This is a genomic window from Aliiroseovarius sp. D2-2 (genome assembly GCF_055809455.1).
The window spans coordinates 2,821,313-2,844,277 of sequence record NZ_CM147913.1 but is presented as its reverse complement, the minus strand read 5'-3'; the positions used below and the strand labels follow the sequence as shown (position 1 = coordinate 2,844,277).

The following is a 22,965-nucleotide window of genomic DNA, read 5'->3' as shown; positions in this document are numbered from 1 at the left end:
TACCACATGGCAGTCCTTATCGACGAAAACACCAAGGTGATCTGTCAGGGCTTTACCGGCTCGCAGGGGACCTTTCACTCGGAACAGGCCATTGCGTATGGCACCAAAATGGTCGGCGGTGTAACGCCGGGCAAAGGTGGCATGGATCATCTGGGCCTTCCGGTTTTCAATTCGGTTCACGAAGCCAAGCACGTCACTGAAGCCAATGCTTCGGTAATTTACGTGCCGCCGCCCTTCGCAGCGGACTCGATCCTTGAAGCGATCGACGCTGAGATGGAACTGATCGTCTGCATCACTGAAGGCATTCCGGTGCTGGACATGATGCGCGTACAGCGCGCGCTGGAAGGCACGGCTTCGCGTCTTGTTGGCCCGAACTGCCCCGGCGTGATCACCCCCGGTGCTTGTAAAATCGGCATCATGCCCGGCCACATCCACAAACGCGGCAGCGTTGGTGTTGTGTCGCGCTCGGGTACGCTGACTTATGAAGCTGTGAAACAGACCACCGATATCGGTCTGGGCCAGTCGACAGCTGTTGGCATCGGCGGCGACCCCATCAAGGGCACCGAGCATATCGACGTGTTGGACATGTTCCTGGATGACGATGAAACTCAGTCGATCATCATGATCGGTGAGATCGGCGGATCGGCAGAAGAAGAAGCTGCTGAATTCCTGGCGGACCAGAAGAAAAAAGGCCGCTGGAAGCCGGTCGCTGGCTTCATCGCTGGCCGTACGGCGCCTCCGGGACGCCGCATGGGCCACGCTGGTGCTATCGTTGCTGGTGGTAAAGGCGGTGCCGAAGACAAGATCGAAGCCATGCGTGCTGCTGGCATTGTGGTGGCAGACAGCCCCGCAACGCTGGGCGAGGCCGTACTGAAGGCCATCGGTTAATAAGACGACCCTCTCGCGCCCCTGAAACACGGGGCGCGCGTTTTCAAATACTCAGGTGATCCCATGAACGACCAGAGCCCCAACGACATCTTCCATGCATCAAGCTTCATGCAAGGGCACAATGCCGAGTATCTCGAGCAGCTTTATGCCCAGTATGTGAAAGATCCCAATGCGGTTGATGCCGCATGGCATGCGTTTTTCGCAGAGCTTGGGGATGATGCCCGTGACGTAACCGCCGAGGCCGCAGGCCCCAGCTGGGCGCGCGGTGACTGGCCCCCGATGCCGGACGGCGACCGGGTGCATGCTCTGGACGGTCAATGGCCTGAGGCTCCTGCCGAAGAAGGCAAGGCGGCTGCCAAGAAGATCGAAGCGAAGGCCGAAGAGAAGGGCGTTAAACTGTCCGACGATCAGGTCAAACGCGCGGTTCTGGACAGTATCCGGGCGCTTATGATCATTCGGGCTTATCGAATCCGGGGCCACTTGGCTGCTGATCTTGATCCGCTAGGCATGCAAGAGAAATCCTCGCATCCCGAGCTGGACCCGGCCTCATACGGGTTCACCGACGCCGATATGGATCGCCCGATTTTCATCGACAATGTTTTGGGTCTTGAGGTTGCCTCGATCCGCCAGTATCCTTGAGATCGTGAAACGCACTTATTGCGGCACCTTTGCGCTGCAATACATGCATATCTCGAACCCGGAAGAAGCCGGTTGGCTGAAAGAACGTATCGAAGGGTTCGACAAGGAAATCCGGTTCACGCAGGAAGGTCGTAAGGCGATCCTGAACAAGCTGGTCGAGGCCGAGGGCTTCGAGAAGTTCCTGCACGTCAAATACATGGGCACCAAGCGCTTCGGCCTTGATGGTGGCGAAGCGCTGATCCCAGCGATGGAGCAGATCATCAAGCGCGGTGGTGCGCTGGGTCTGAAAGACGTTGTAATTGGCATGCCGCACCGTGGCCGCCTGTCGGTTCTGGCCAATGTGATGCAGAAGCCTTACCGCGCGATCTTCAACGAATTCCAAGGCGGAAGCTTCAAACCCGAGGAAGTCGACGGGTCGGGCGATGTGAAATACCACCTTGGTGCCTCGTCAGACCGCGAGTTTGACGACAACAAAGTGCACTTGTCGCTGACCGCGAACCCCTCGCACCTAGAAGCCGTGAACCCGGTTGTGCTGGGCAAGGTTCGTGCCAAGCAAGAACAGATAAACGATGCGGATCGTGATCAAGTTTTGCCGATCCTGTTGCACGGTGATGCGGCCTTTGCTGGTCAGGGTGTTGTGGCCGAAGGGTTCGGCCTGTCGGGTCTTGTTGGACACAAAACCGGCGGCACGATGCATATCGTGGTGAACAACCAAATCGGCTTCACGACCGCGCCGCATTTCTCGCGTTCGTCGCCTTATCCGACGGATATTGCCTTGATGGTGGAAGCCCCGATCTTCCACGTGAATGGCGATGACCCGGAAGCCGTGGTGCACGCCGCCCGCGTCGCGACTGAATTCCGCCAGAAGTTCCACAAAGACGTGGTTCTGGACATCTTCTGCTATCGCCGGTTTGGTCACAACGAAGGCGACGAGCCGATGTTCACCAACCCGCTGATGTACAAAAACATCAAGAAGCATAAGACAACGCTTCAGCTCTATACCGAACGGTTGGTCAAAGACGGCCTGATCCCGGAAGGCGAAATCGAAGATATGAAGGCGGCTTTCCAAGCACGCATGAATGACGAATTTGAGGCCGGCAAGGACTATAAGCCGAACAAGGCCGACTGGCTGGATGGCCGTTGGTCGCATTTGGACACCAACAGCGACGAATACCAGCGCGGCAAGACCGAGATCGCGACCGAGACCTTTAACGAGGTGGGTCGCGCATTGTCGACCGCGCCGGACGATTTTCCGATGCATAAGACTGTCGGACGTCTTCTGGATACCAAAGCCAAGATGTTTGAAAGTGGCACCGGGTTTGACTGGGCCACGGCCGAGGCTCTGGCATTTGGTTCGTTGTTGTCGGAAGGGTTCCCTGTGCGTTTGTCCGGTCAGGACTGTACGCGTGGAACGTTTTCGCAGCGCCATTCGGGCCTAATCAATCAGGACACCGAGGAACGTTATTATCCGCTGAACAACATCCGCGAAGGTCAGGCGCATTACGAGGTCATCGACTCGATGCTGTCGGAATATGCGGTGTTGGGCTTTGAATATGGTTATTCGCTGGCTGAACCCAACGCGCTGGTGATGTGGGAAGCCCAGTTTGGCGACTTCGCCAACGGTGCCCAGATCATGTTCGATCAGTTCATCTCGTCCGGTGAAAGCAAATGGCTGCGCATGTCTGGTCTGACCATTCTTCTGCCGCATGGCTTCGAAGGGCAGGGGCCGGAACACAGCTCGGCGCGTCTAGAGCGTTTCTTGCAGATGTGTGGTGGCGACAACTGGATCGTTTCAAACTGTTCGACCCCAGCCAACTATTTCCACATCCTGCGTCGTCAGCTGCACCGGGGCTATCGTAAGCCGCTGATCCTGATGACACCAAAATCGCTTCTGCGTCACAAACTGTGCGTGTCGGATGCCAAGGACTTCACCGAAGGTTCCAGCTTCCACCGCGTTCTGTGGGATGACGGCGACCGTGATAACGGTACCGGTCGTTCGGATGCCAAGCTGGTGAAAGACGATAAGATCAAGCGCGTCGTCATGTGCTCGGGCAAGGTCTATTATGACCTGCTGGAAGAGCGTGACAAACGCGGCATCGAAGATGTCTATATCCTGCGCCTTGAACAGTTCTATCCGTTCCCAGCCATGTCCTGTGTGAAAGAGCTGGAACGCTTCAAGCAGGCGGAAATCGTCTGGTGTCAGGAAGAACCGAAGAACCAGGGATCGTGGTCCTTCGTCGAACCAAACATTGAATGGGTGCTGACACGCATCGGCGCGAAACACACGCGTCCGATCTATGCCGGCCGCCCCGCTGCTGCCTCGCCTGCTACGGGTCTGGCATCTGCACACAAAGCACAACAAGCAGCGCTGGTGGATGCCGCGCTGACCATGGAAGGGAAATAAGCCATGAGCATTGAAGTACGTGTCCCCACGCTGGGCGAAAGCGTGACAGAAGCCACGGTCGCAACATGGTTCAAGAAACCCGGTGACGCCGTTGCGGTAGACGAGATGCTCTGCGAGCTGGAGACCGACAAGGTCACCGTCGAAGTGCCGTCCCCTGCCGCTGGCGTGATGGGCGAGATCGTTGCCGCTGAAGGCGAAACCGTTGGCGTTGACGCTCTGCTGGCCATGATCGGTGAAGGCGAGGGCGCTGCCCCAGCCCCGGCCGCCGCCAAAGCTGCCCCTGCTGCTGCGCCCGCTGGCGACGCGGGACAAGCCGTTGATGTGATGGTCCCTGCGCTGGGCGAGAGTGTGTCGGAAGCCACTGTTTCGAGCTGGTTTAAACAAGTTGGCGATGCGGTCGCGCAGGACGAAATGCTCTGCGAGTTGGAAACCGATAAAGTATCGGTTGAAGTGCCTGCGCCCGCCGCTGGTGTGTTGACCGAGAATCCTTGCACCAGAAGGCACCACCGTTGACGCGACTGCCAAACTGGCTGTCTTGTCGTCAGGCGGTGCAGTGGCCGCCGCGCCAGCGTCGGCACCTGCCGCAGCTGCTGCCCCTGCGGCGGCTGGCAAGGACGTGGAAGACGCACCGTCCGCCAAGAAAGCCATGGCCGAAGCTGGCTTGAACCCCTCCGACGTGCAGGGCACTGGCCGCGATGGCCGTGTGATGAAGCATGACGTAGCTGCCGCCTTGGCCGCACCGAAAGCCGCAGCACCCGCTGCTGCCCCGGCCGCCCCGCGCGCTGCGGGTGATGCATCGCGCGAAGAGCGTGTGAAGATGACGCGCCTGCGTCAGACCATCGCGCGCCGTCTGAAAGACAGCCAGAACACTGCCGCCATGCTGACCACCTATAACGAGGTGGACATGACGGAAACCATGTCGCTTCGAAAAGAGTACAAAGACCTGTTTGAGAAAAAGCACGGTGTGCGTCTGGGCTTCATGTCCTTCTTCACCAAGGCGTGCTGTCACGCGCTGAAAGAAGTACCCGAAGTGAATGCCGAGATTGATGGCACCGACATCGTTTACAAGAACTACGTGAACATGGGTGTTGCTGCTGGCACGCCCACGGGCCTTGTGGTTCCGGTGATCAACGATGCCGACAGCATGTCTTTCGCCGAGATCGAAAAAGCAATTGCCGAAAAGGGCCGCAAAGCCCGAGATGGCAAGCTGTCGATGGACGAAATGCAGGGCGGCACGTTCACCCTGTCAAACGGCGGTGTCTATGGCTCGCTCATGTCCTCGCCGATCCTAAACCCCCCGCAATCGGGTATCCTTGGCATGCACAAAATCCAAGACCGCCCCATGGCGATCAACGGAGAGGTTGTGATCCGCCCGATGATGTATCTGGCGCTGAGCTATGACCACCGCATCGTTGACGGCAAAGGCGCTGTGACCTTCCTTGTGCGCGTGAAAGAAGCGCTTGAGGATCCGCGCCGGTTGTTGATGGATCTGTAAGGACAATCATCCACAGTGCTAGTTTATCCGCCAGTATCAGCAAGGGAGCGAAAGACGGCTCGTTTACGGTGCCTTCTTTTGCTTCCGCTCTTTATTTATTCCGTGGCTCATAGCCTTGCTCAGTTGCTCTTTGAGCAAGATGGGCTTTGGATTCCATGGTGTGGGGGCATTTACATGGGCATCTTTTATAACGATTCTTACGGTCTTTACCTTTAAGATTGAACTAATGGTTGCTGCCTTCCATATGAAAGTTCTTAGGGGGATCAACATGGTGCTTTTGGTGTCACTGGTGCTTTGTGTGCCGTTGTTTGTCTCTGCGGCAAACGCTGCTCACTATCATTTTCGCCATGAAGACACGGTTTTGCTAAAAGCAGCGGCTATGGCCAATGTTCCCTTCATGGGCCTAATGCTGGCTGGGTGTTTCTTTGGTTTGCGCGATCCATACTGGCCAGCGGCTTATCGAAAGCTCTTCAAAGAACGCCAAGGTCTAGCTTGAAGGCAAAAACCAGACAACGAAGCAGGTTTATCAGGGCCGAACGAACGCCTACTGGGAAAGGAAGCTAACATGGCAACTCATGTACTCTGGCAAGCCGATGTGGCCGATTTCGACGCTTGGTACACGGTTTTCAAAAAGGACCGGTTCAACCGCAAAGCCGTCGGCATCCGCGAGCTGCATGTCTGGCGCGACCCTAATCAGAAAAATCACGCGGTTGCGCTTTTCCAGGTCCTTGATCTTGAACGAGCCCGTGCGTTCTTCGAGTCCGAAGAACTTGCGATGCATATGGAACGCGATGGTGTGATCAATGTGAGTGTGAAGCTGCTGACCCCGGTTTAAGGGGCGAACCGCAAAGGTTTTCAGTTTCAATGCGAATACGCAAGTTGCGCAGATACGGCAGTCGGCCAGCGCATGGCGAAGAAAGAAGGATAGAGAGATATGGCAGACTATGACGTAATCATCATCGGTGGCGGCCCCGGCGGCTATGTATGCGCCATCCGTTGCGCTCAGCTGGGCCTGAAGACCGCTTGTGTCGAAGGACGCGAGACGTTGGGCGGCACTTGCCTGAATGTGGGCTGTATCCCCTCGAAGGCGCTGCTGCATGCGTCCCACAGCTTGCATGAGGCCGAGCATAACTTCGCCAAGATGGGTCTGAAGGGCAAAAGCCCCTCGGTCGATTGGAAAGAGATGCTGGCCTATAAGGACGACGTCATTGGTCAAAACACCAAGGGCATTGAGTTCCTGTTCAAAAAGAACAAGGTCGACTGGCTGAAGGGTTGGGGATCGATCCCCGCTGCCGGTCAGGTGAAGGTGGGTGACGAAATTCACACTGCCAAGAACATCGTGATTGCGTCTGGGTCCGAGCCATCGAGCTTGCCTGGAGTTGAAGTGGACGAGAAAGTCGTTGTGACCTCGACCGGCGCGCTTGAGCTGTCGAAGATCCTCGCAAGATGATCGTGATCGGCGCGGGTGTCATTGGCCTTGAAATGGGCTCGGTCTATGCGCGTCTGGGGTCGGAAGTGACTGTGGTTGAGTTCTTGAACGAGATCACGCCGGGCATGGACAAAGACATCCAGAAGACGTTCCAGCGCACGCTGAAAAAGCAGGGCTTGAACTTCATCATGGGTGCTGCCGTTCAAAACGTGGACGCGAAGAAAACCAAGGCGACGGTGAACTACAAGCTGCGCAAGGATGACAGCGAACACGCGATTGACGCCGATGTGGTGTTGGTTGCCACGGGTCGCCGTCCGTTCGTGGATGGTCTGGGTCTGGAAGCCGCTGGCGTGAAGATGACCGAGCGCGGTCAGATCGCCACCGATCACTGGAAGACGTCAGTGCCCGGCATCTGGGCCATTGGCGACGTGACCGAGGGCCCGATGCTGGCCCACAAGGCTGAAGACGAAGGCATGGCGGCTGCAGAAAGCATCGCTGGTCAATCTGGCCACGTGAACTATGACGTGATCCCCGGCGTCATCTACACCTCGCCCGAGGTCGCATCGGTTGGCAAGACCGAGCAAGAACTGAAAGAGGCTGGCGTCGATTTCAAAATCGGCAAGTTCAGCTTCATGGGCAATGGCCGCGCAAAGGCCGTGTTCCAAGGCGACGGATTTGTGAAAATCCTTGCTGACAAAGCCACCGACCGCGTGTTGGGCGTGCACATCATGGGCCCTGCCGCCGGCGAGCTAATCCACGAGGCCTGTGTGCTGATGGAATACGGCGGATCGGCCGAAGATCTGGCCCGCACCTGCCACGCTCACCCCACATTCTCGGAAGCGGTACGTGAGGCGGCTCTGGCCTGTGGGGATGGCCCGATCCATTCCTGAACGCCACGGAATACAGTTGCAAAGAGCGTCCACTGGGCGCTCTTTTTTTGTTCTGACGTTGTTTTCCGACAAAAATACTCAGAAGTGATCTGGAACTGTCCCTCCGTCGTATCCATCTTGGGTAGTTCAACAGGAGGAGTGCATGGAAAAAGTTATTGGCGTGGATGCAACGCTTGCATCTGGCATTGTTTTGGCCACGGCAGCCGTGGCGGGGTTGGCATTTGAAAACACAGCGGCGCTTCGACCGCTGTATGACGCAATGCTAACCACACAGGCCACTTGGGCCATTGGCGACCTTAAGGTCTCCAAGCCGCTTTTACTTTGGATCAATGATGGCCTTATGGCCGTCTTTTTCTTGCTTGTCGCACTAGAGATCAAACGCGAGATCCGTGAAGGAAGCTTGTCTAGTTGGCAGCAAGCCTCGTTGCCGGTCTATGGCGCGATCGGGGGTATCGTTGTGCCCGCGCTGGTCTTCTTGGGCATTGTCGGGATCGACAGCGCGGAAGCCAAGGGATGGGCCATTCCAGCGGCCACAGATATTGCGTTCGCCCTTGGTGTGCTAAGCTTGTTCGGTGATCGAGTGCGTGCACGTCTAAAAACTTTTCTGCTGACATTGGCTGTTGTGGATGATCTTGCCGCCATTGTGATCATCGCCCTTTTCTTCACATCCAGTTTGTCACTTTATGCGTTGTCTATCGCAGCCCTGTGTTTGGTGGTCTTGGTGACAATGAACGTTCGGGGGGTCTTCAATCTGACGGCCTACCTGCTGGTGGGTTTCATTTTGTGGTTGGCGGTCCTGAAGTCGGGGGTTCATGCGACCTTGGCTGGCGTTGCGCTTGGCTTTGCCATCCCGCTGTCCCCGAATGCCAAAGGTCGTTCGTTGGCTAAAAGCCTAGAGCATGATTTGCATCCAATCGTTAGCTTTGCAATCCTGCCCCTGTTTGCGTTCGCCAACTCAGGCGTGCCGCTGACTGGTCTTTCGGCTGAAACGCTTTTGGCACCTTTGACGCTTGCCGTAGCCGCGGGTCTTTTCGCCGGCAAACAGATCGGCATTTTTGGGTCTGTTGTTTTGGCTGAAAAGCTAAACCTGTCGTCGCGCGCGGACGGAGTGTCGTGGCGGATGCTGTATGGTGTTGCCTGTCTCGCCGGGATTGGTTTTACGATGTCGTTGTTCATTGGCGGTTTGGCGTTCGACACGGTCGACGAGCAGAATATGGTGCGGTTGGGTGTTTTGACTGGGTCGCTGTTGTCGGGCGTGGTCGGTGCGGTTTTGTTGTGGAGTGCATCTTCACCAAAGGCGGTAAGCTGGCTTCACAAATACGACACTGACAATCAATCACGCAAAGGAAAATCAGCACAGATTTGAACCGCTTCATAAGCCAATTGATGTCCACGTGTGGCAAACTTAGTTGAATTTGCCACACGCCGGCACACGTCAAACTTTTTTGATTGATGCAACCACATGCAAAAATACTACTTCCATGTGAAATTTTCGGATATGAGCGGCTAGAATGACATCAGGGCATGAGCATGGGGCAGCCCTGAACGGCAAATAAATGGTACACGAGTCGGAACGCAGGAAAAATGGCAATGAAAAGTTTTCTAAAAAGGGCATTGGGTCGAGGCGGCAATGGGCTATCCCCAACGCAGGCATTTCGTGCATCAACGTCTGACAAATTGTTTGAAGGCGACGATAAGTTATTCAAATCACTTGCATCGGAATGCCGTACATATTTCGAATATGGGTGTGGAGCGAGCACGCGCTGGATTATGGAGAATACAGACGCAAATATCCACGCAACGGACACCAGCGGAGCCTGGATCAAAGCGGTCTCTCAGCAAGTGCCAGCAGATGCAACTGATAGGGTCAATTTGATTCATGTTGATCTAGGACCATTGATGAAGTGGGGGCGCCCAACGACCTACACTCAAAGACACAAGTTTTCCGACTACACGGACCAAATGTGGAAACAGAGCGATACAGCACCGGATCTGGTTCTCGTCGATGGGCGCTTCAGAGTTTGCTGCTTTCTAACATCGTTGAGAAATGCAAAGCCTGGAACCAATATTCTATTTGACGACTATATGAACCGGCCCCGCTATCATTTGGTAGAAGAGTTCGCAAAACGCATGAAAACTTGCGGGCGGCAAGCTCTCTTTGTTGCACCAGAAAAAGGCGCACTGGACCTCGCCAAACTCGATGCAGAGATTGCCGCATTTCGATATGTGATGGACTAAAGCCAAAATCGGCTGACCAACTAAACTAGTGAGTTAGGTGGTCACCCGCCCAGCATCTTCAGGCTCTGTGTGACGTCGGTGCGTACCGCCAACCTAAGCGCGGGTTCGTCCCCGGCAGCAAGGGCGGAAAGGATCATGCGGTGGTGCCGTTGCAAGTCAGATCGCTGTCCTTTGGCGTATAGTGCCCGCATGGTGGGACCAAGCTGTAGCCACACGGTCTCGGCCATAGCTAGGATCGCCGGGGCCTGGGCGCGCAGATAGATTGTGCGGTGAAACTCAAGATTGGTGCGCAGGTAGCCACTGGCATCCTGATTGGCGACGCATTCTGATACACGCGCATTGATCGCGCGTAGACGGTCGATCAGGGTCATGTGGGCACGGGGCAGGGCGCGGGCGGCCAGTTCGGGCTCTAACAGGGCCCGCAGCGCGGCCAGCTCTTCTATTCGCTCAGCGGACAGGTCTGGCGCGGTGACGCGGCCAGAGCTTGACAGTGTTAACGCTCCTTCCGCTGCAAGCCGCCTTACAGCTTCGCGTGCAGGGGTCATTGAGACGCCGTATTCGCCTCCAATACCGCGAATAGTCAGGCTTTCACCGGGATCCAGTTCCCCGTGCATAATCCGGGCGCGTAAGTGGCGATAGACCCGTTCATGGGCGCTGGTGCTGTCAGGGGTTTGACGGGCTTGGTTTTGCATACCCTAACTGTGATCACAAAATTCCCGAGGGTCAATCACGAAAGCGAAAACGGTGAAGGGCAGTGCCGTGATCCCTTAACCATTTCCTTGGCGCGTCGTAGTTCGGAAAGATCGCATCCACTTGCGCCCAGAAAGCCTGAGAATGGTCCATGTGGACCAGATGCGATACCTCGTGGGCGGCGACATAGTTCAGTACTTCGGGTGGTGCCATGATAAGGCGCCATGAATAGCTGAGATTGCCACGCGAGCTGCAGGACCCCCAGCGGGACCGCGTATCGCGCAGGGTTATTCGCCCATAAGACCGACCGACCATTTCCGCGTAGTGATCACTGGCAGCAACAAGTGCCGCGCGTGCATTTTCTTTCAAAAAGGCCTCGAGCCGGATAATGTCATGTTGCGGAGAGTGCGGGGGTAGAAGCAACTTGTCCTGATAGGCCTCGACAACTCGAGCCTGCCCGCGAGCCAGCGACAGATCTATACCCCGAAATGGCAGCGTTGATCCGATCTGCGGAACCTCAGAGGGTGCGGTTTGCGCAAGATGCCCACGGATCCAGTCAAGACGCTCTTGTGCGAACTGCAGCACCTCGTCCTGGTTTGAACCGAATGGCGCAGTAAGCGTCACGCGCCCATCCAGTCTTGAGACACGCAAAGAAAGCCTGCGCGCACGTTTCGAAACTCGCAATTCAATCGCGACAGGATCTGGGGCGCCCAGATTCAGCGTTGTATTTTCGGTCAAACGGTGGCGCGAATTGCGAAAGAACATGCCCTTCATTGCGGCCTGAATGCCTAGAAGGTCAACCCTTTGCTGCAAAAGGCTTTGACACCCCCGCATCATTGTGGCAGTTGCCTGAAATCTCAGACGAGTAAGTATGAACGGAAAGGGTTTCAAATGCCCAAAGCTGAATGGGGCGTCAAACGTGTCTGCCCAACGACTGGAAAACGCTTTTACGATCTGAACGCCAATCCGGTGGTCAGCCCATATTCGGGCGAGATCGTGAATGTGGAGACCGGAAAAGGGTCGCGCACGATGGTTGCCGACAAAGAAGACAAAGCTGTCATGAAGGACGATCTGGTCGAAGACGCAGATGAAGTTCTGGAAGACGATGATGACGCATCCGATGTCGATCTGGGCGATGACGTTCTGGACGATGATGACGATGAAGAAGTGTCGTTGGAAGAGATCGCCGATATGCCGGCGAACGACGACGACTAAACGTCAAATAATTTTGTGCAAAGGCGCATTTTGTGGGTTGATCCCCTAGGCGCCTTTGCATAAATACCGCGCACGGACAGCATATGTGCTGTGTCGCATGGGGCCTTAGCTCAGTTGGTAGAGCGCTTGCATGGCATGCAAGAGGTCAGCGGTTCGACCCCGCTAGGCTCCACCAAAACTCTTTCCCAGATTAGATAATGGTTTGAACTGGTTGCGTGGTATCCGCTTACCGTTCGCACGTCTTGTCACCATTTTGCATGCAGTCCTGTGTCACTCGATTTGTGTGACAAATGTGATGAAAGCTTAAAAGGCAGCAATGCTGCCCGAACAAGCGAATGCTTGGAAAGGCAACTGTATTCATTGCTTACAGCCGAAGTGGCGAACGGAAAACATCGGCTACTGAATCTCTGGAAAATATCCAGAAGGAGATAGCGGTATATCCATCTTGCTTTTCTCGTCGTGAGTAAAGAGCCTGATTGTAGGCCCTTCGAGTCCACCTTTGCGACCAGTTTGCAGGAACCTTAGCACCTGATTGAGGGCAAGCTCTCCTTGTTGCACGGGGTCGTCGAATGGAACCGCCAATACTCTTCCGTTCAAGATGCTGCGCATGATCGTATGACTGATATAGGTCGAAACCAAATCCACATCGGCGTTCATGTCCGTAACCTTGCTTAAGCCAACGGTCGACTCCACTGCAGGCGCGCTGCCTATCAACAGGTCGATATCGGGAATGGTTGCGAAGGCGTCTTCGACTGCCTTGAGCTGCTGACGCAAGCCGGTATCTGCGCTGAACACACCGACGATCTCGATGCTGCTGTCCGATAGCCCTGAACGCAGGCCCAGCTCAAGCGGCGGGGCCCATCCGGATTCCACTGGACCGGAAATCAGAACCGCGCGTTTTGGCGGCGAACCAAAGGGATGCCTCAGAGCCAGATAATCCCCAAGCACCTGCCCCATTTGCTGCCAATCAACACCGATCCGCCCCGAGAGATCTTCACTGTGCAGTTCATTTACTAGCCCGAAGACAGGTAGCTTTTGCGAGACGCCACGGATTGTTGCCAGCATATCTGGATGGTCAGAGGAAACGGCACCGATGAGAATCGCATCGACCTGCCGTGCGGCACATTCGTTCAGCTGAGAGATTTGACTGTCCCGAGATTGATAGCCACCTGCCTCGAAGAACATCAGATCCAGCGAGTTTCCTTGCGCCTCATGCTCAAGCCCATAGCCCACACTCAGCCAGTATTCGTCCTTGAAATGCGGGACCAGAACACAAATTGAAAGTTCAGCTTCGTTGGTCTGAGCTTTCACGTCCTCGGCAGATAGACCGACCGCAAACGAAAGCCCGATGATTGCAGTTGCAATCCGCCGCGCGTAGGGTCGCGCTATGCGACGCCAGTCTTTTGACAAGAAATTAATGCTCGTTTTTTCGCTCATGGGCTTTCTGGCCGTCATGGTGGGCATCGCAGCTGTAGGCGTCAACCGCTATCTCATTCAATCCAACACCCGCCTCATAGAAGAAAATGGCCCGGTGATGGAGCTTTCCGGCAGGGTCGCGGCCGAGGCTGGCCTAGTACGCTCGCTGGCGACGTCATTTGTACAGGCCGATACACAAGCGACACAGGAAGAGCTTGCCGAGGCACTAAGACGGACGGTTGTGCGCATTCAAGACGGAATGCGCTCGTTGGAATCCATCGTCACAGAACCGTCGCCTGCCGGGGAACGGCCCGACATCGTCGCAATCGTTGTCAGCTTGGCGCAAAATGCACGCGACGCACTTGAGTTGACCACCTTGGTCCACGAGATCACGGCAACGTCTGGTCAAACCGGACGGGAGCTTGCCGCTTTGCTAGAGACAGAGCTTGATCTTGCCCGATTGAAAATCACCGCCACGATCGCCGATCTGTATTCCGAACATCAATCGGATGGGCGCGCCGAGCTTGACCGATTGGCTGATCGGGATTTCTTCGCGTTCGACAGGATGACCGAACTTTTACGCGCCTCAGAGGCGACACGCCTTACATTACAAGAGGTTCATCTTCTAAACACGCCAATGGACGTTGAAGAAGCAGGTAACCTGGTCAGACAAAATCAGGCGCTGTTCTTGCGCCGCATTCCTTTCCTGCCGACGAAGGCGGGTCGCGCAGAAGCGCGCAGGCTATTGCAGATGCAAAGTGACGTGCTTGAAGCCGGCGGGTTGCTCGATTTGTCAATACGTAGGCTGACCCTACGCGCGACGGTCGAAGCCGACAGCGCACGGCTGCTCGATGCGGTCGACGGACTATCGCGGCACGCGCAGATCGTGCGACGCGACGTGCAAGCCGCAAGCCTTCAAAGAATCCAACACAGCAATAAGTTGACCGGACGTTTGGCCAATGGACTGTTGGTTCTGGTGCTGCTGTCCGGGGTAGTGGCGGCGTTAAGCTGGGGTTATGCTCGGCGCGAGCTGATCACGCGACTTCGGCTGGTCGCTGACCGAGTCGTCGACCTGGCACGCGAGCGTTTCGGCACTCCGATCGAGATTACCCGTCATGACGAAATCGGGCGCATGGAAAAAGCCATCAATGTTTTGCGCCGCCGAACTATGCAGGCTGCCGAATTGCGCAGTTCACTCGAGGATGCGGTGCTGGCACGGACCGGGGAAGTGGTGCAAGAGATGAAGGCCTCGGATGCTGCCCGGACCGAGGCTGAAGCCGCCAACCGCAGTAAGTCCGAATTCCTGGCGCGGATGAGCCACGAAATTCGCACGCCACTGAACGGCGTGATTGGGATGCTCGACTTGCTATTGGCCGAAGTAGATGACGATGCTCAGAAAGCGCGCATCAACACGGCACTCGTATCAGCGCGCGAGCTTTTGGAACTTAGCAACGACATTCTGGTCTATTCCGGAAGCGAACCATTGGCTGCGCGCACCAGCCCGGTTCACTTCAACCTACGTGACTTTGCGGGACAGCTTAACCACCATTTGACGGGGGATGCACAGGTCAAGGGATTGGCGGCCTCAGTTGACCTTTCCTCGGACGGTCCTCCGGTTCTGTTAGGTGACGTTGTGAAGATCAGGCAGGTTCTGACCAATCTAATTTCTAACGCGGTAAAGTACACAAACGAGGGGGCGATCTCGCTGTCGATCGAGTGTGTGCCGACGGGGGGTGATGGTCAGATGCTCTTGTCCTTTGTATTGCAGGATACTGGCGTCGGTATGTCCAAGGACTTTCTGATACGCGCCTTTGATCCCTATTCCCGCACCGACGAAGCCAAAAGCAGCTGGATCGAAGGGGCAGGGCTTGGACTGCCCATTTCGCGCAATTTGACCGAGGCAATGGGAGGAGCGCTTAAGGTGGAAAGCGAACCCGGTGTCGGAAGCCGCTTTACCCTTAGCTTGCCCGTCATCGCCGGAGATCCCGAAAAGATCGAGCAGCATACGTTTGCCCCCGTCGGGGATGTCGGAAAAACGGTGCTGGTCATCGAAGACCACCCGGTCAATCGCATCGTCGCCCGCGGCTATCTTGAGCGTTTGGGGTGCCAAGTGACTGAAGCCGAGACCGGACGGGCCGCCCTTGCTGCGGTAAGGGAAAACCAATTTGATCTGATCCTTGTGGATCTGGGTTTGCCTGACATCAGTGGCGAAGAGGTTATCAAACGCCTTGCCCCCCTTCCTGAAACAACGGTGGTGGCCGCGTTGACGGCCCATGTCATAGAAGACAGTGTGACTGAACGTGAACGGTTGGGCGTGCGGCGAATTCTGGCAAAGCCAATCTCTCCTCGCAGGTTGGTGGATCTGATCGAATTGTTGCCTCAGGAACCAGAACCTGAAAACACAGGGGGCACCATGTTCGACGCCGTATTGCAAAGCATTCAAGACGATATTTCCGATCTCGGGATCGAAACGACAACGCAGGTTCTGTCAGAGCTTCAGACTGACATTCCGCGCACCATCGATCAGATCGAGGCAGCGGATGCTGATGAAAAGAAGCGGTTGGCGCACCGTCTGAAGGGCGCGGTGTCCAACTATCGGCTTGAGGCACTTTGCGATGCTCTTGCTGAACTCGAAGACACAGAGGGTGAAATCCCGTCAAAGCAGTGGGCGCATCTGTGCAAAACCGCGAAGGATGCGGAAGAGATGCTGAGCGCAGCTAATGAACAGGCCGGAATTCAGACAGTTTCGGGATCGACGAAGCGATAACCTTGCCCGTGGACGGTCAAAACCCAATCGGGATTGGTTGCGTCTTCTTCAATTTTTTTACGCAATCGACCAACCACCACATCAATGGTCCGGTCGCTGGCCCGCGTATGCTGACGACCAAGCAGTTCGTCGATACGAATGCGACTGAGCGTCACGCCGGGGTTATCAGTGAGCGCCTTCAAGACGCCGAACTCTATCCCGGACAATGTCTCTGACCGCGACTGACTGACCAGACGGCGACGAATACGGTCAAACCGCCAAGGTCCAAACGTGTCGATCGGTGGCGCCCCCTCGGGTGCTTGCCCTATATCGCTGATCCGAACCAGTAGGTTTTTGACACGCGCAGCAAGCTCGCGCTTATCGAAGGGCTTGGTGACATAGTCATCTGCGCCCATCTCTAGACCAACGATTTTGTCGACCTGATCGTTGCGTGCAGTCAGAAGGATGATTCCGATCTTGGACAAGGCGCGCTGCTCGCGTGTGATCGTCAGCCCGTCTTTGCCGTCCAGATTGATATCCACCAGCAGCAATTCGGCGGGATCGTATTCCAGCAGGTGTTCCATCTGCTCGGCGTCTTCGGTTTCAGACACACGATAGCCCAGCTGGCGCAGATACCCTGCCAACCGCATGCGCGAAACCCGGTCGTCTTCGACGATGACGATGTGCTGTGTCATACGCTCAAGTTACATTCATTTACAAATTTACACAAAGCAAATTGCTTGGAGTCAACGTGGCGGAACCCTCGTAGGCACACACTCGTCCCGAGATTGTCCAAGGAGGAAACCCAATGACACTCCAGAATCCAACCCGCCGTGCGTTCCTACAAGGGGGCGCTGCTGCATTCGGCGCGACATCCTTGTTCGGGACCACCGCGCTTGCTTCGATCGACCCGAACTCGTTCTCGGGTCGTACATTCCACGCCAGCCACTATGGCCCGTTCGAAGCCGTCGTGCGTGACGGGAAACTCGTCGGCATCAACACTATGATGGAGCTGGATGCCCGCCCGACCGAGATGCTGACCTATGGCGTCATGGACCGGACCTATGACAAAACCCGCGTCAATTACCCGATGGTGCGCAAATCCTACTTGGAAGGCTGGGAAACCGGCGACATCAAACCCGAACTTCGCGGCAAAGAAGAATGGGTTCGCGTCGACTGGGATACTGCATGGTCCCTTGCGGCCAAGGCACTTCTGGACACCGCCACAAACCATGGCAACGAAGCGATCTTCAGCTCGTCCTATGGCGGCTGGTCGAACGCAGGCGTGTTCCGCCCCAACGTGCTTCAGGGCCGTCTTTTGAACCTCATGGGTGGCTGCACCAACACCGCTGGCGACTGGTCTGCCGGTGCAGGTCAGGTTGTCATGCCGCATATCATCGGTGACATGGAAGTCTATTCCGCTCAGTCTGCATGGGAAACTATCCGTGACGAAACCGAAGTATTCGTGTTGGTTGGTTGTGACCCGATCAAAAACAACCGGATCGAATACCGCGTTGCGGACCACGGCATGTATGCCCACTGGGAAGAGATCCGTGACAACGGCGTGAAGTTCATCTCGATCAACCCGCAGCATACGGCAACCGACGAATACCTCGGTGCTGAGCGTACTGCGATCGTCCCCAACACCGACACCGCGCTGTTCCTGGCCATGGCCTATCACGCGCTTGAAAACGGCTGGGACGACAAAGAGTACATGGCGAAATATACGGTCGGTGCCGACAAATGGATTGCCTATGTGAAAGGTGAAACCGACGGTACACCGAAAACCCCGGCATGGGCGTCGAAGATTACCGGCATAGAAGAGCAGCAGATCAAAGATCTCTGTGAAACCATTGCCACCTCGAAAACTGCCATTGCAGGTTCGTGGGCCATCCAACGTGCGCAGCACGGTGAAATGGCATACTGGTCAATCGTCAATTTCCAGGCGCTGTTGGGTAAAATCGGTAAGCCGGGTCAAGGCGTTGGCTTCAGCTGGCATTATGGCAATGGCGGGATGCCCCAAGGTGGCAACGCCACGCCGGTTGGCATGAGCCAGGGCCGAAACTTCATCAAGAAAGTGGTGCCTGCTTCGCGTATCACCGAGGCGCTGGAAAACCCGAATGTAGACTTCTTTTACAATGGGCAGACCAATACCTATCCCGACATCAAGATGATCTTCAACGCGGGCAACAACTTCATGTCGCACCAGCAGGATACCAACCGGCTGATCCGCGCGCTGCAGAAAGTCGAAACCATTGTCTGCGTAGACGTCTGGTGGACGGCAGCAACCCGTTGGGCCGACATCGTGTTCCCGGCTTCTTCGACGCTGGAACAGGACGATATCACTTCGGGCGGCACATACTCGAACGATCGTGTTTACGCGATGAAGAAGGTGATTGAACCAGTTGGGGACAGCAAACCGGACTACGAGATCTTCGAGGGTCTGGCCGACAAACTGGGGCTTTGGGCACAGTTCACCGATGGCGAAGACAAGATGTACCACATCAAGCTCGCCTATGAAGCATCCGGCGCCGCGAAAGAGATCCCGTTCGAGGAATTCTGGGAAAAAGGCTATGCCCGTATGCCGGTGCCCGCCGAGGCCCGCAAATGGACCCGCCACGGAGCCTTTTACGAAGACCCCGAGGCGACCCCGCTGCACACAACCTCGGGTAAGATCGAGATGTTCTGCGACACCATCGCTGACATGGAGCTTGATGACTGCCCCGGTATGCCGATGTGGATGGAGAAACACGAATACCTCGGCAACGCCAAAGAAGGCCAGCTGCACGTCGTATCACCCCACCCGTGGTTCCGCCTTCACAGCCAGATGGCGAACTCGGAACGGCTGCGTGACCTCTATATGGTACAGGGTCGCGAACCGGTGCGGATCAACGCTCAGGACGCTGCGGATCGTGGCATCGAGGATGGCGATCTGGTCGAGCTTTACAACAAGCGCGGCACTGTCATCGCTGGCGCGGTTGTCTCGGACGGCATCATGCCGGGCGTGGTCTCGATCTATGAAGGGGGCTGGCCGCAGCTGGACAGCAAAGGCCGCGACAACTCGGGGCTGGCAAACTTCCTGACTTCGACCCAGCGTGCCTCGGGTTTGTCGGAAGCCACCACGGCCAACACCACGCTGATCGAGATGCGCAAATGTGAAGACCCGGAAGGTCCGAACATGGCGTATCACCCGCCAGCAATCATCGACGACATGGACGTCGCCGCGGTTGATGACGACAAGCTTGGTCTTGACCGTCTCGAAGCCCTGACGACTGCGCTCTATGCCGACATGACACCGGGCGAGAAGATGTTCTTCGAACGCTGTACGGTCTGCCACGCTCCGCGTGAAGTGACCCACTACACGCAGCAGCAGTGGAAAGGCATCGTGCCCTCCATGTTCGAACGCGCCGGTCTGGAAGACAGTGAACGCGAGATTGTCATGGAATACCTGATGCTGAACGCGGCGGATGCCAAGTAACAAGACCAGAGAGGGCGGCGTTGCTGCCCTCTCATTCCTACACCTGCCAAGAGCAGAATGAGACTGAAAGAGCCTGAGGACACAATGCTGGACAAGATGCAAGTTAAGGGGTGTGGATGCGACAGCGTCAAGCAGCACCTTATGCCGCTTGATGCCGCCATTTCACTGGCTCTGGACGGGATCAAGCCCGTCGCCGAGACTGAAGAAGTGACCATCTTCCAATGCGCCGGGCGCGTTGCCGCTGAAACCGTGGTGGCTGCCGAGGCGATGCCCTTCTTCGACAACTCCGCCATGGATGGTTTTGCCGTCAATACAGCGGATCTTCTGAATTCAAATCGCTTGCCGGTCTCGTCCGAGATTGCAGCAGGTGATGCACCATCCGACCTGAAACCCGGCACCGCCGCGCGCATTTACACCGGCGCGCCGATCCCTTCCGGGGCGTGTGCTGTCGTCATGGTCGAAATGGCCACCGTAACCGGTGAAACCGTAGGATTTTCCGTAGCGCCACGCGACGGAGACAACGTTCGCCGCGCCGGCAGCGACCAACCCAAAGGGGCCGTTTTGGTGTGCTCGGGTCAGCGCATCGCCGCGCGTCATGTTGGACTGCTTGCCGCCAATGGCATCGAAACCTGTGCGGTGCGCAGGCGCATCCGGGTTGGCGTCTTCTCAACGGGTGATGAACTGGCGACACGCCAACGCCGTCCGGGCCAGAATCCACGACGCGAACCGTCCGATGCTAATGTCGCTTTGCACGCAATTGGGCGCTGATGTGACGGATCTTGGCACCCTGCCTGACGATCTGAACAAGACCACCAATGCCTTCGAAGACATCCGGGACCGGTTTGACCTAGTGCTGACATCCGGCGCGGTTTCGATCGGAGGGCGTGACCACATCCGCGAGGCACTTGTTGCAGCGGGCGGCACGCTAGACGGCTGGCGCGTGGCGATCAAACCGGGCAAACCCGTTGCCTTCGGGCGACTGGGGCGCACCATCGTGACCGGATTGCCCGGCAACCCATTCGCGAGCTTTGTGGGCTTCCATCTGTTCGCTGCACCTCAGATTGCGCGGCTTTCAGGTGCCAGCCCCTCGAAGTTTGCACCTAACCGCGCCTGCTCGGGCTTCGATTGGGCGCGTAAGGCAGGGCGTGCAGAAGTCTTTCCTGTGAAGCTCACGGAACACAGTTCGGAAAGACTGCCGATACTGAAACGCCTTGGCGCTAGCGTTTCGGCCACGCTCTTTCCCCTGGCCGAAGCTGACGGTTTGGCCATCGTCCCGGCTGAAACCGACAGTGTCGCGCCAGGGGATTGCCTGCACTGGCAACCATTCTGTTCCGCAGGAGATTTACAATGACCTATCCCATGCTTGCCGCCATCCGCTTTGACACCGGCGACATTGACAGCCTTCTGGCTGATGTCGCAGCGACTCTATTGAACAATGGCTATCGTGTGCGGGGCGTGCTGCAATCCCGCGGAGAGATGCGAGGAGAGTGTCACTGCGCAGATATGGATCTGCATGCCATCGGCAAGGCACGGACCTTCCGGATATCGCAACCTCTTGGAAACGGCTCGCACGGATGCCGGTTGCATCCCGGCGCGCTTGCCGAATGTGCGGCCTATCTGCAAACGGAAATGGATCAAGGCACGGACCTTTTGATCCTGAACCGATTTGGGCGCGGTGAAAGTGAAGGGCGCGGTTTTCGTGATTTGATCGGCCAAGCCTTGATGCGGGGCGTTCCCGTGCTGAGCGCAGTGCGCCCGACATATGAAGCCGAATGGCGTGTGTTCGGAGAGGGTCTGTCCTGTGACCTTCCGATGGATCAAAGCACCATTTTGACGTGGTTCGATGATGTGAACGAGGCCCGTCATGCCGCTTGATGCCCGCACCCCTCAAACCCTGTCCGACAGCTTCGGGCGCAAGGTAGACTATTTGCGTCTTTCGGTGACGGATCGCTGCGATCTACGGTGCACCTATTGCATGGCTGAACGCATGACATTTCTGCCCAAACGCGAGCTTCTTTCGATCGAAGAGCTTGAGAAACTGGTGGGCGCCTTCATCGACCTTGGCGTGCGCAAGGTGCGGCTAACTGGTGGCGAACCCCTTGTCCGCCACGGGATCATGTCGCTGATCGAAACACTTGGCCAAGAGGTGGCAACTGGTCGGTTGGGTGAATTGACGTTGACGACCAATGGCACACAGCTCTCACGGTTTGCGCCTGCACTTGCCGCCAACGGCGTGCGCCGGATCAACGTCTCGCTTGATACGCTCGACCCCGAAAAGTTTGCTAATGTCACACGCCGGGGCCGTCTGTTTCAAGTTCTGCGAGGCATCGAGGCCGCGCGCGCAGCAGGGCTGCACGTCAAGATCAACACGATGGCACTACGCGGGTTCAATGACGCCGAAATCCCGGATCTTGTGGACTGGGCGTTGGAACGCGATTGCGATGTTTCCTTCATCGAAGTGATGCCAATGGGCGACGTCGGCAGCGAAGACCGGCTTGGGCAGTTTTGGCCACTTAGCGAGTTACGCACCATGCTGGAGAAACACTTCGCCCTGCGCGACACACCCTTCAGCACTGGCGGACCCTCGCGATATTGCGATGTACTTGGCACCCAGCAACGCATCGGGTTTATCACGCCGATGAGCCACAATTTCTGTGCAAGCTGTAACCGGGTTCGGGTGAACTGTCGTGGAGAGCTGTTCACATGCCTCGGCCGCGAGGATCCTGCGATCTACGGCCTGCGCTGCGCGATTCTGATGATGTTTTTGACGTCCACAGGGCGATCCGTGACGCATTGTGGTGCAAGCCAAAGGGCCACAATTTTTCTTATGGCGCGGATGACGTCTCGGGCGGTGTGTCGCGCGGAATGAACCACACAGGGGGATGACCATGGCTGTCTATGATGTTGTATATTTTGCGTGGGTTCGGGAACGGATCGGTCTGCCAAGCGAGAAAGTTGAGAGCACGGCGCTAAACGTATCAGACCTGATCAAAGAGCTTTCTGCACGCGAACCCCGCTATGCTGCGGCTTTTGCGGATCCGTCAGCCATTCGTGTCGCGCTGGACCAGGATCTAGCGCAGTTCGATGCCTCGCTTGAGGGCGTGAGCGAGGTGGCGCTCTTCCCCCCGATGACGGGAGGCTAAAATGCTGGACACCCCGCTTTCCGAAGGGCGCTATGCGGGCAGCACGTGCATCACTGAGTTGCTATGGCCAACGGCCGCAATGGACCCATAAGAAGACCTTGATTGTAGGTTGAAATCGACCCTTTGTCACTTCCTGGTCACCGCAATAAAACTTGGCGAGTTTCAACCAAACCCAATGAAATTTGACCTTTCACCGAGTTCTTCGGTCATTCTTAGATCGAGCGATAAATTCCAGTTCCGTTTGTTTTTCATCAATCACCTCAACTGGCCAGACAACCTAATCTCGCCCATGGC

16 protein-coding genes, 1 tRNA gene and 4 pseudogenes are annotated in these 22,965 nt (G+C 56.5%); 17 read left to right on the top strand and 4 right to left on the bottom strand.

The features are described from left to right. Positions 1-6 precede the first annotated feature (6 nt). The 8 genes and pseudogenes from sucD (at position 7) to AC0L6A_RS13915 (ending at position 9,983) form a co-directional block, all read left to right on the top strand. On the top strand, positions 7-888 hold the full coding sequence (gene sucD, locus AC0L6A_RS13950; protein ID WP_473290890.1) for a succinate--CoA ligase subunit alpha: 882 nt from the start codon (positions 7-9) through the stop codon (positions 886-888). Positions 889-951: 63 nt separating this feature from the next. Beyond that, positions 952-3,931 (top strand): annotated as a pseudogene (locus tag AC0L6A_RS13945) (2-oxoglutarate dehydrogenase E1 component). 3 nt (positions 3,932-3,934) lie between these two features. Continuing rightward, positions 3,935-5,426: pseudogene (odhB, locus tag AC0L6A_RS13940) on the top strand (2-oxoglutarate dehydrogenase complex dihydrolipoyllysine-residue succinyltransferase). A 139-nt stretch (positions 5,427-5,565) separates the two neighbouring features. Next, entirely contained in the window at positions 5,566-5,922 is a 357-nt protein-coding gene (locus tag AC0L6A_RS13935; RefSeq protein WP_473290888.1) for a hypothetical protein, read from the top strand. A 69-nt stretch (positions 5,923-5,991) separates the two neighbouring features. After that, positions 5,992-6,261, top strand: coding sequence for a hypothetical protein (locus tag AC0L6A_RS13930; protein ID WP_473290887.1), 270 nt, complete (start codon positions 5,992-5,994; stop codon positions 6,259-6,261). 99 nt (positions 6,262-6,360) lie between these two features. After that, positions 6,361-7,745: pseudogene (lpdA, locus tag AC0L6A_RS13925) on the top strand (dihydrolipoyl dehydrogenase). Positions 7,746-7,887: 142 nt separating this feature from the next. Continuing rightward, complete coding sequence (gene nhaA, locus AC0L6A_RS13920; RefSeq protein WP_473290886.1) at positions 7,888-9,111, top strand: Na+/H+ antiporter NhaA; 1,224 nt, start codon at positions 7,888-7,890, stop codon at positions 9,109-9,111. A 224-nt stretch (positions 9,112-9,335) separates the two neighbouring features. Next, positions 9,336-9,983, top strand: coding sequence for a hypothetical protein (locus AC0L6A_RS13915; RefSeq protein WP_473290884.1), 648 nt, complete (start codon positions 9,336-9,338; stop codon positions 9,981-9,983). 41 nt (positions 9,984-10,024) lie between these two features. Here AC0L6A_RS13915 and AC0L6A_RS13910 read toward each other — a convergent pair whose 3' ends face one another. Further along, a complete protein-coding gene (locus AC0L6A_RS13910; RefSeq protein ID WP_473290882.1) occupies positions 10,025-10,675 on the bottom strand; it encodes a GntR family transcriptional regulator in 651 nt (216 codons plus the stop codon). 31 nt (positions 10,676-10,706) lie between these two features. Further along, the gene (locus AC0L6A_RS13905; RefSeq protein WP_473290881.1) at positions 10,707-11,438 is read right to left on the bottom strand and encodes a M48 family metallopeptidase; all 732 of its coding nucleotides are present in this window, start codon (positions 11,436-11,438) and stop codon (positions 10,707-10,709) included. 126 nt (positions 11,439-11,564) lie between these two features. Here AC0L6A_RS13905 and AC0L6A_RS13900 point away from each other — a divergent pair, with 126 nt between their 5' ends. Both AC0L6A_RS13900 and AC0L6A_RS13895 read left to right on the top strand, forming a co-directional pair. Then, positions 11,565-11,888 carry a TIGR02300 family protein gene (locus AC0L6A_RS13900; RefSeq protein ID WP_473290879.1) on the top strand — a complete coding sequence of 108 codons (324 nt, stop codon included), beginning with the start codon at positions 11,565-11,567 and terminating at the stop codon, positions 11,886-11,888. A gap of 99 nt (positions 11,889-11,987) precedes the next feature. Then, positions 11,988-12,063: transfer RNA gene (locus tag AC0L6A_RS13895), tRNA-Ala, on the top strand. A gap of 221 nt (positions 12,064-12,284) precedes the next feature. On the opposite strand, the gene torT is transcribed toward AC0L6A_RS13895, so the two are convergent. Continuing rightward, entirely contained in the window at positions 12,285-13,325 is a 1,041-nt protein-coding gene (torT, locus tag AC0L6A_RS13890; protein ID WP_473290878.1) for a TMAO reductase system periplasmic protein TorT, read from the bottom strand. Between torT and AC0L6A_RS13885 the strand changes: the two genes are divergently transcribed. Beyond that, positions 13,324-16,071, top strand: a complete 2,748-nt coding sequence (locus tag AC0L6A_RS13885; protein ID WP_473290876.1) for an ATP-binding protein — start codon at positions 13,324-13,326, stop codon at positions 16,069-16,071. The genes torT and AC0L6A_RS13885 overlap by 2 nt on opposite strands. On the opposite strand, the gene AC0L6A_RS13880 is transcribed toward AC0L6A_RS13885, so the two are convergent. Continuing rightward, positions 16,041-16,745, bottom strand: coding sequence for a response regulator (locus AC0L6A_RS13880; RefSeq protein ID WP_473290874.1), 705 nt, complete (start codon positions 16,743-16,745; stop codon positions 16,041-16,043). The genes AC0L6A_RS13885 and AC0L6A_RS13880 overlap by 31 nt on opposite strands. A gap of 113 nt (positions 16,746-16,858) precedes the next feature. Between AC0L6A_RS13880 and AC0L6A_RS13875 the strand changes: the two genes are divergently transcribed. The 6 genes and pseudogenes from AC0L6A_RS13875 (at position 16,859) to moaD (ending at position 22,671) form a co-directional block, all read left to right on the top strand. Then, positions 16,859-19,528 (top strand): molybdopterin-dependent oxidoreductase, encoded by a 2,670-nt coding sequence (locus AC0L6A_RS13875; protein ID WP_473290873.1) that lies wholly within the window; start codon positions 16,859-16,861, stop codon positions 19,526-19,528. Between the two features lie 57 nt (positions 19,529-19,585). Next, entirely contained in the window at positions 19,586-20,296 is a 711-nt protein-coding gene (locus AC0L6A_RS13870; RefSeq protein ID WP_473290870.1) for a MoeA family protein, read from the top strand. Continuing rightward, complete coding sequence (locus tag AC0L6A_RS13865; protein ID WP_473290868.1) at positions 20,205-20,879, top strand: molybdopterin-binding protein; 675 nt, start codon at positions 20,205-20,207, stop codon at positions 20,877-20,879. The genes AC0L6A_RS13870 and AC0L6A_RS13865 overlap by 92 nt, the downstream gene beginning before the upstream one ends. Then, a complete protein-coding gene (locus tag AC0L6A_RS13860) occupies positions 20,876-21,403 on the top strand; it encodes a DUF2478 domain-containing protein (protein ID WP_473290866.1) in 528 nt (175 codons plus the stop codon). Before AC0L6A_RS13865 ends, AC0L6A_RS13860 begins: the two co-directional genes overlap by 4 nt. Beyond that, positions 21,393-22,414 (top strand): annotated as a pseudogene (gene moaA / locus AC0L6A_RS13855) (GTP 3',8-cyclase MoaA). Before AC0L6A_RS13860 ends, moaA begins: the two are co-directional and overlap by 11 nt. Before the next feature lie 2 nt (positions 22,415-22,416). After that, entirely contained in the window at positions 22,417-22,671 is a 255-nt protein-coding gene (gene moaD, locus AC0L6A_RS13850) for a molybdopterin converting factor subunit 1 (RefSeq protein WP_473290864.1), read from the top strand. The last annotated feature ends 294 nt before the right edge of the window (positions 22,672-22,965 follow it).

What these genes read in the sequence shown, in the direction of transcription:
- AC0L6A_RS13900 (WP_473290879.1), top strand. Translation starts at nt 11,565, where the DNA reads ATGCCCAAAGCTGAATGGGGCGTCAAACGTGTCTGCCCAACGACTGGA.
- nhaA (WP_473290886.1), top strand. Translation starts at nt 7,888, where the DNA reads ATGGAAAAAGTTATTGGCGTGGATGCAACGCTTGCATCTGGCATTGTT.
- AC0L6A_RS13875 (WP_473290873.1), top strand. Translation starts at nt 16,859, where the DNA reads ATGACACTCCAGAATCCAACCCGCCGTGCGTTCCTACAAGGGGGCGCT.
- AC0L6A_RS13870 (WP_473290870.1), top strand. Translation starts at nt 19,586, where the DNA reads ATGAGACTGAAAGAGCCTGAGGACACAATGCTGGACAAGATGCAAGTT.
- AC0L6A_RS13910 (WP_473290882.1), bottom strand. Translation starts at nt 10,675, where the DNA reads ATGCAAAACCAAGCCCGTCAAACCCCTGACAGCACCAGCGCCCATGAA.
- AC0L6A_RS13880 (WP_473290874.1), bottom strand. Translation starts at nt 16,745, where the DNA reads ATGACACAGCACATCGTCATCGTCGAAGACGACCGGGTTTCGCGCATG.
- sucD (WP_473290890.1), top strand. Translation starts at nt 7, where the DNA reads ATGGCAGTCCTTATCGACGAAAACACCAAGGTGATCTGTCAGGGCTTT.
- AC0L6A_RS13915 (WP_473290884.1), top strand. Translation starts at nt 9,336, where the DNA reads ATGAAAAGTTTTCTAAAAAGGGCATTGGGTCGAGGCGGCAATGGGCTA.
- AC0L6A_RS13935 (WP_473290888.1), top strand. Translation starts at nt 5,566, where the DNA reads ATGGGCTTTGGATTCCATGGTGTGGGGGCATTTACATGGGCATCTTTT.
- AC0L6A_RS13885 (WP_473290876.1), top strand. Translation starts at nt 13,324, where the DNA reads ATGGGCTTTCTGGCCGTCATGGTGGGCATCGCAGCTGTAGGCGTCAAC.
- AC0L6A_RS13930 (WP_473290887.1), top strand. Translation starts at nt 5,992, where the DNA reads ATGGCAACTCATGTACTCTGGCAAGCCGATGTGGCCGATTTCGACGCT.
- torT (WP_473290878.1), bottom strand. Translation starts at nt 13,325, where the DNA reads ATGAGCGAAAAAACGAGCATTAATTTCTTGTCAAAAGACTGGCGTCGC.
- AC0L6A_RS13860 (WP_473290866.1), top strand. Translation starts at nt 20,876, where the DNA reads ATGACCTATCCCATGCTTGCCGCCATCCGCTTTGACACCGGCGACATT.
- moaD (WP_473290864.1), top strand. Translation starts at nt 22,417, where the DNA reads ATGGCTGTCTATGATGTTGTATATTTTGCGTGGGTTCGGGAACGGATC.
- AC0L6A_RS13865 (WP_473290868.1), top strand. Translation starts at nt 20,205, where the DNA reads ATGAACTGGCGACACGCCAACGCCGTCCGGGCCAGAATCCACGACGCG.
- AC0L6A_RS13905 (WP_473290881.1), bottom strand. Translation starts at nt 11,438, where the DNA reads ATGTTCTTTCGCAATTCGCGCCACCGTTTGACCGAAAATACAACGCTG.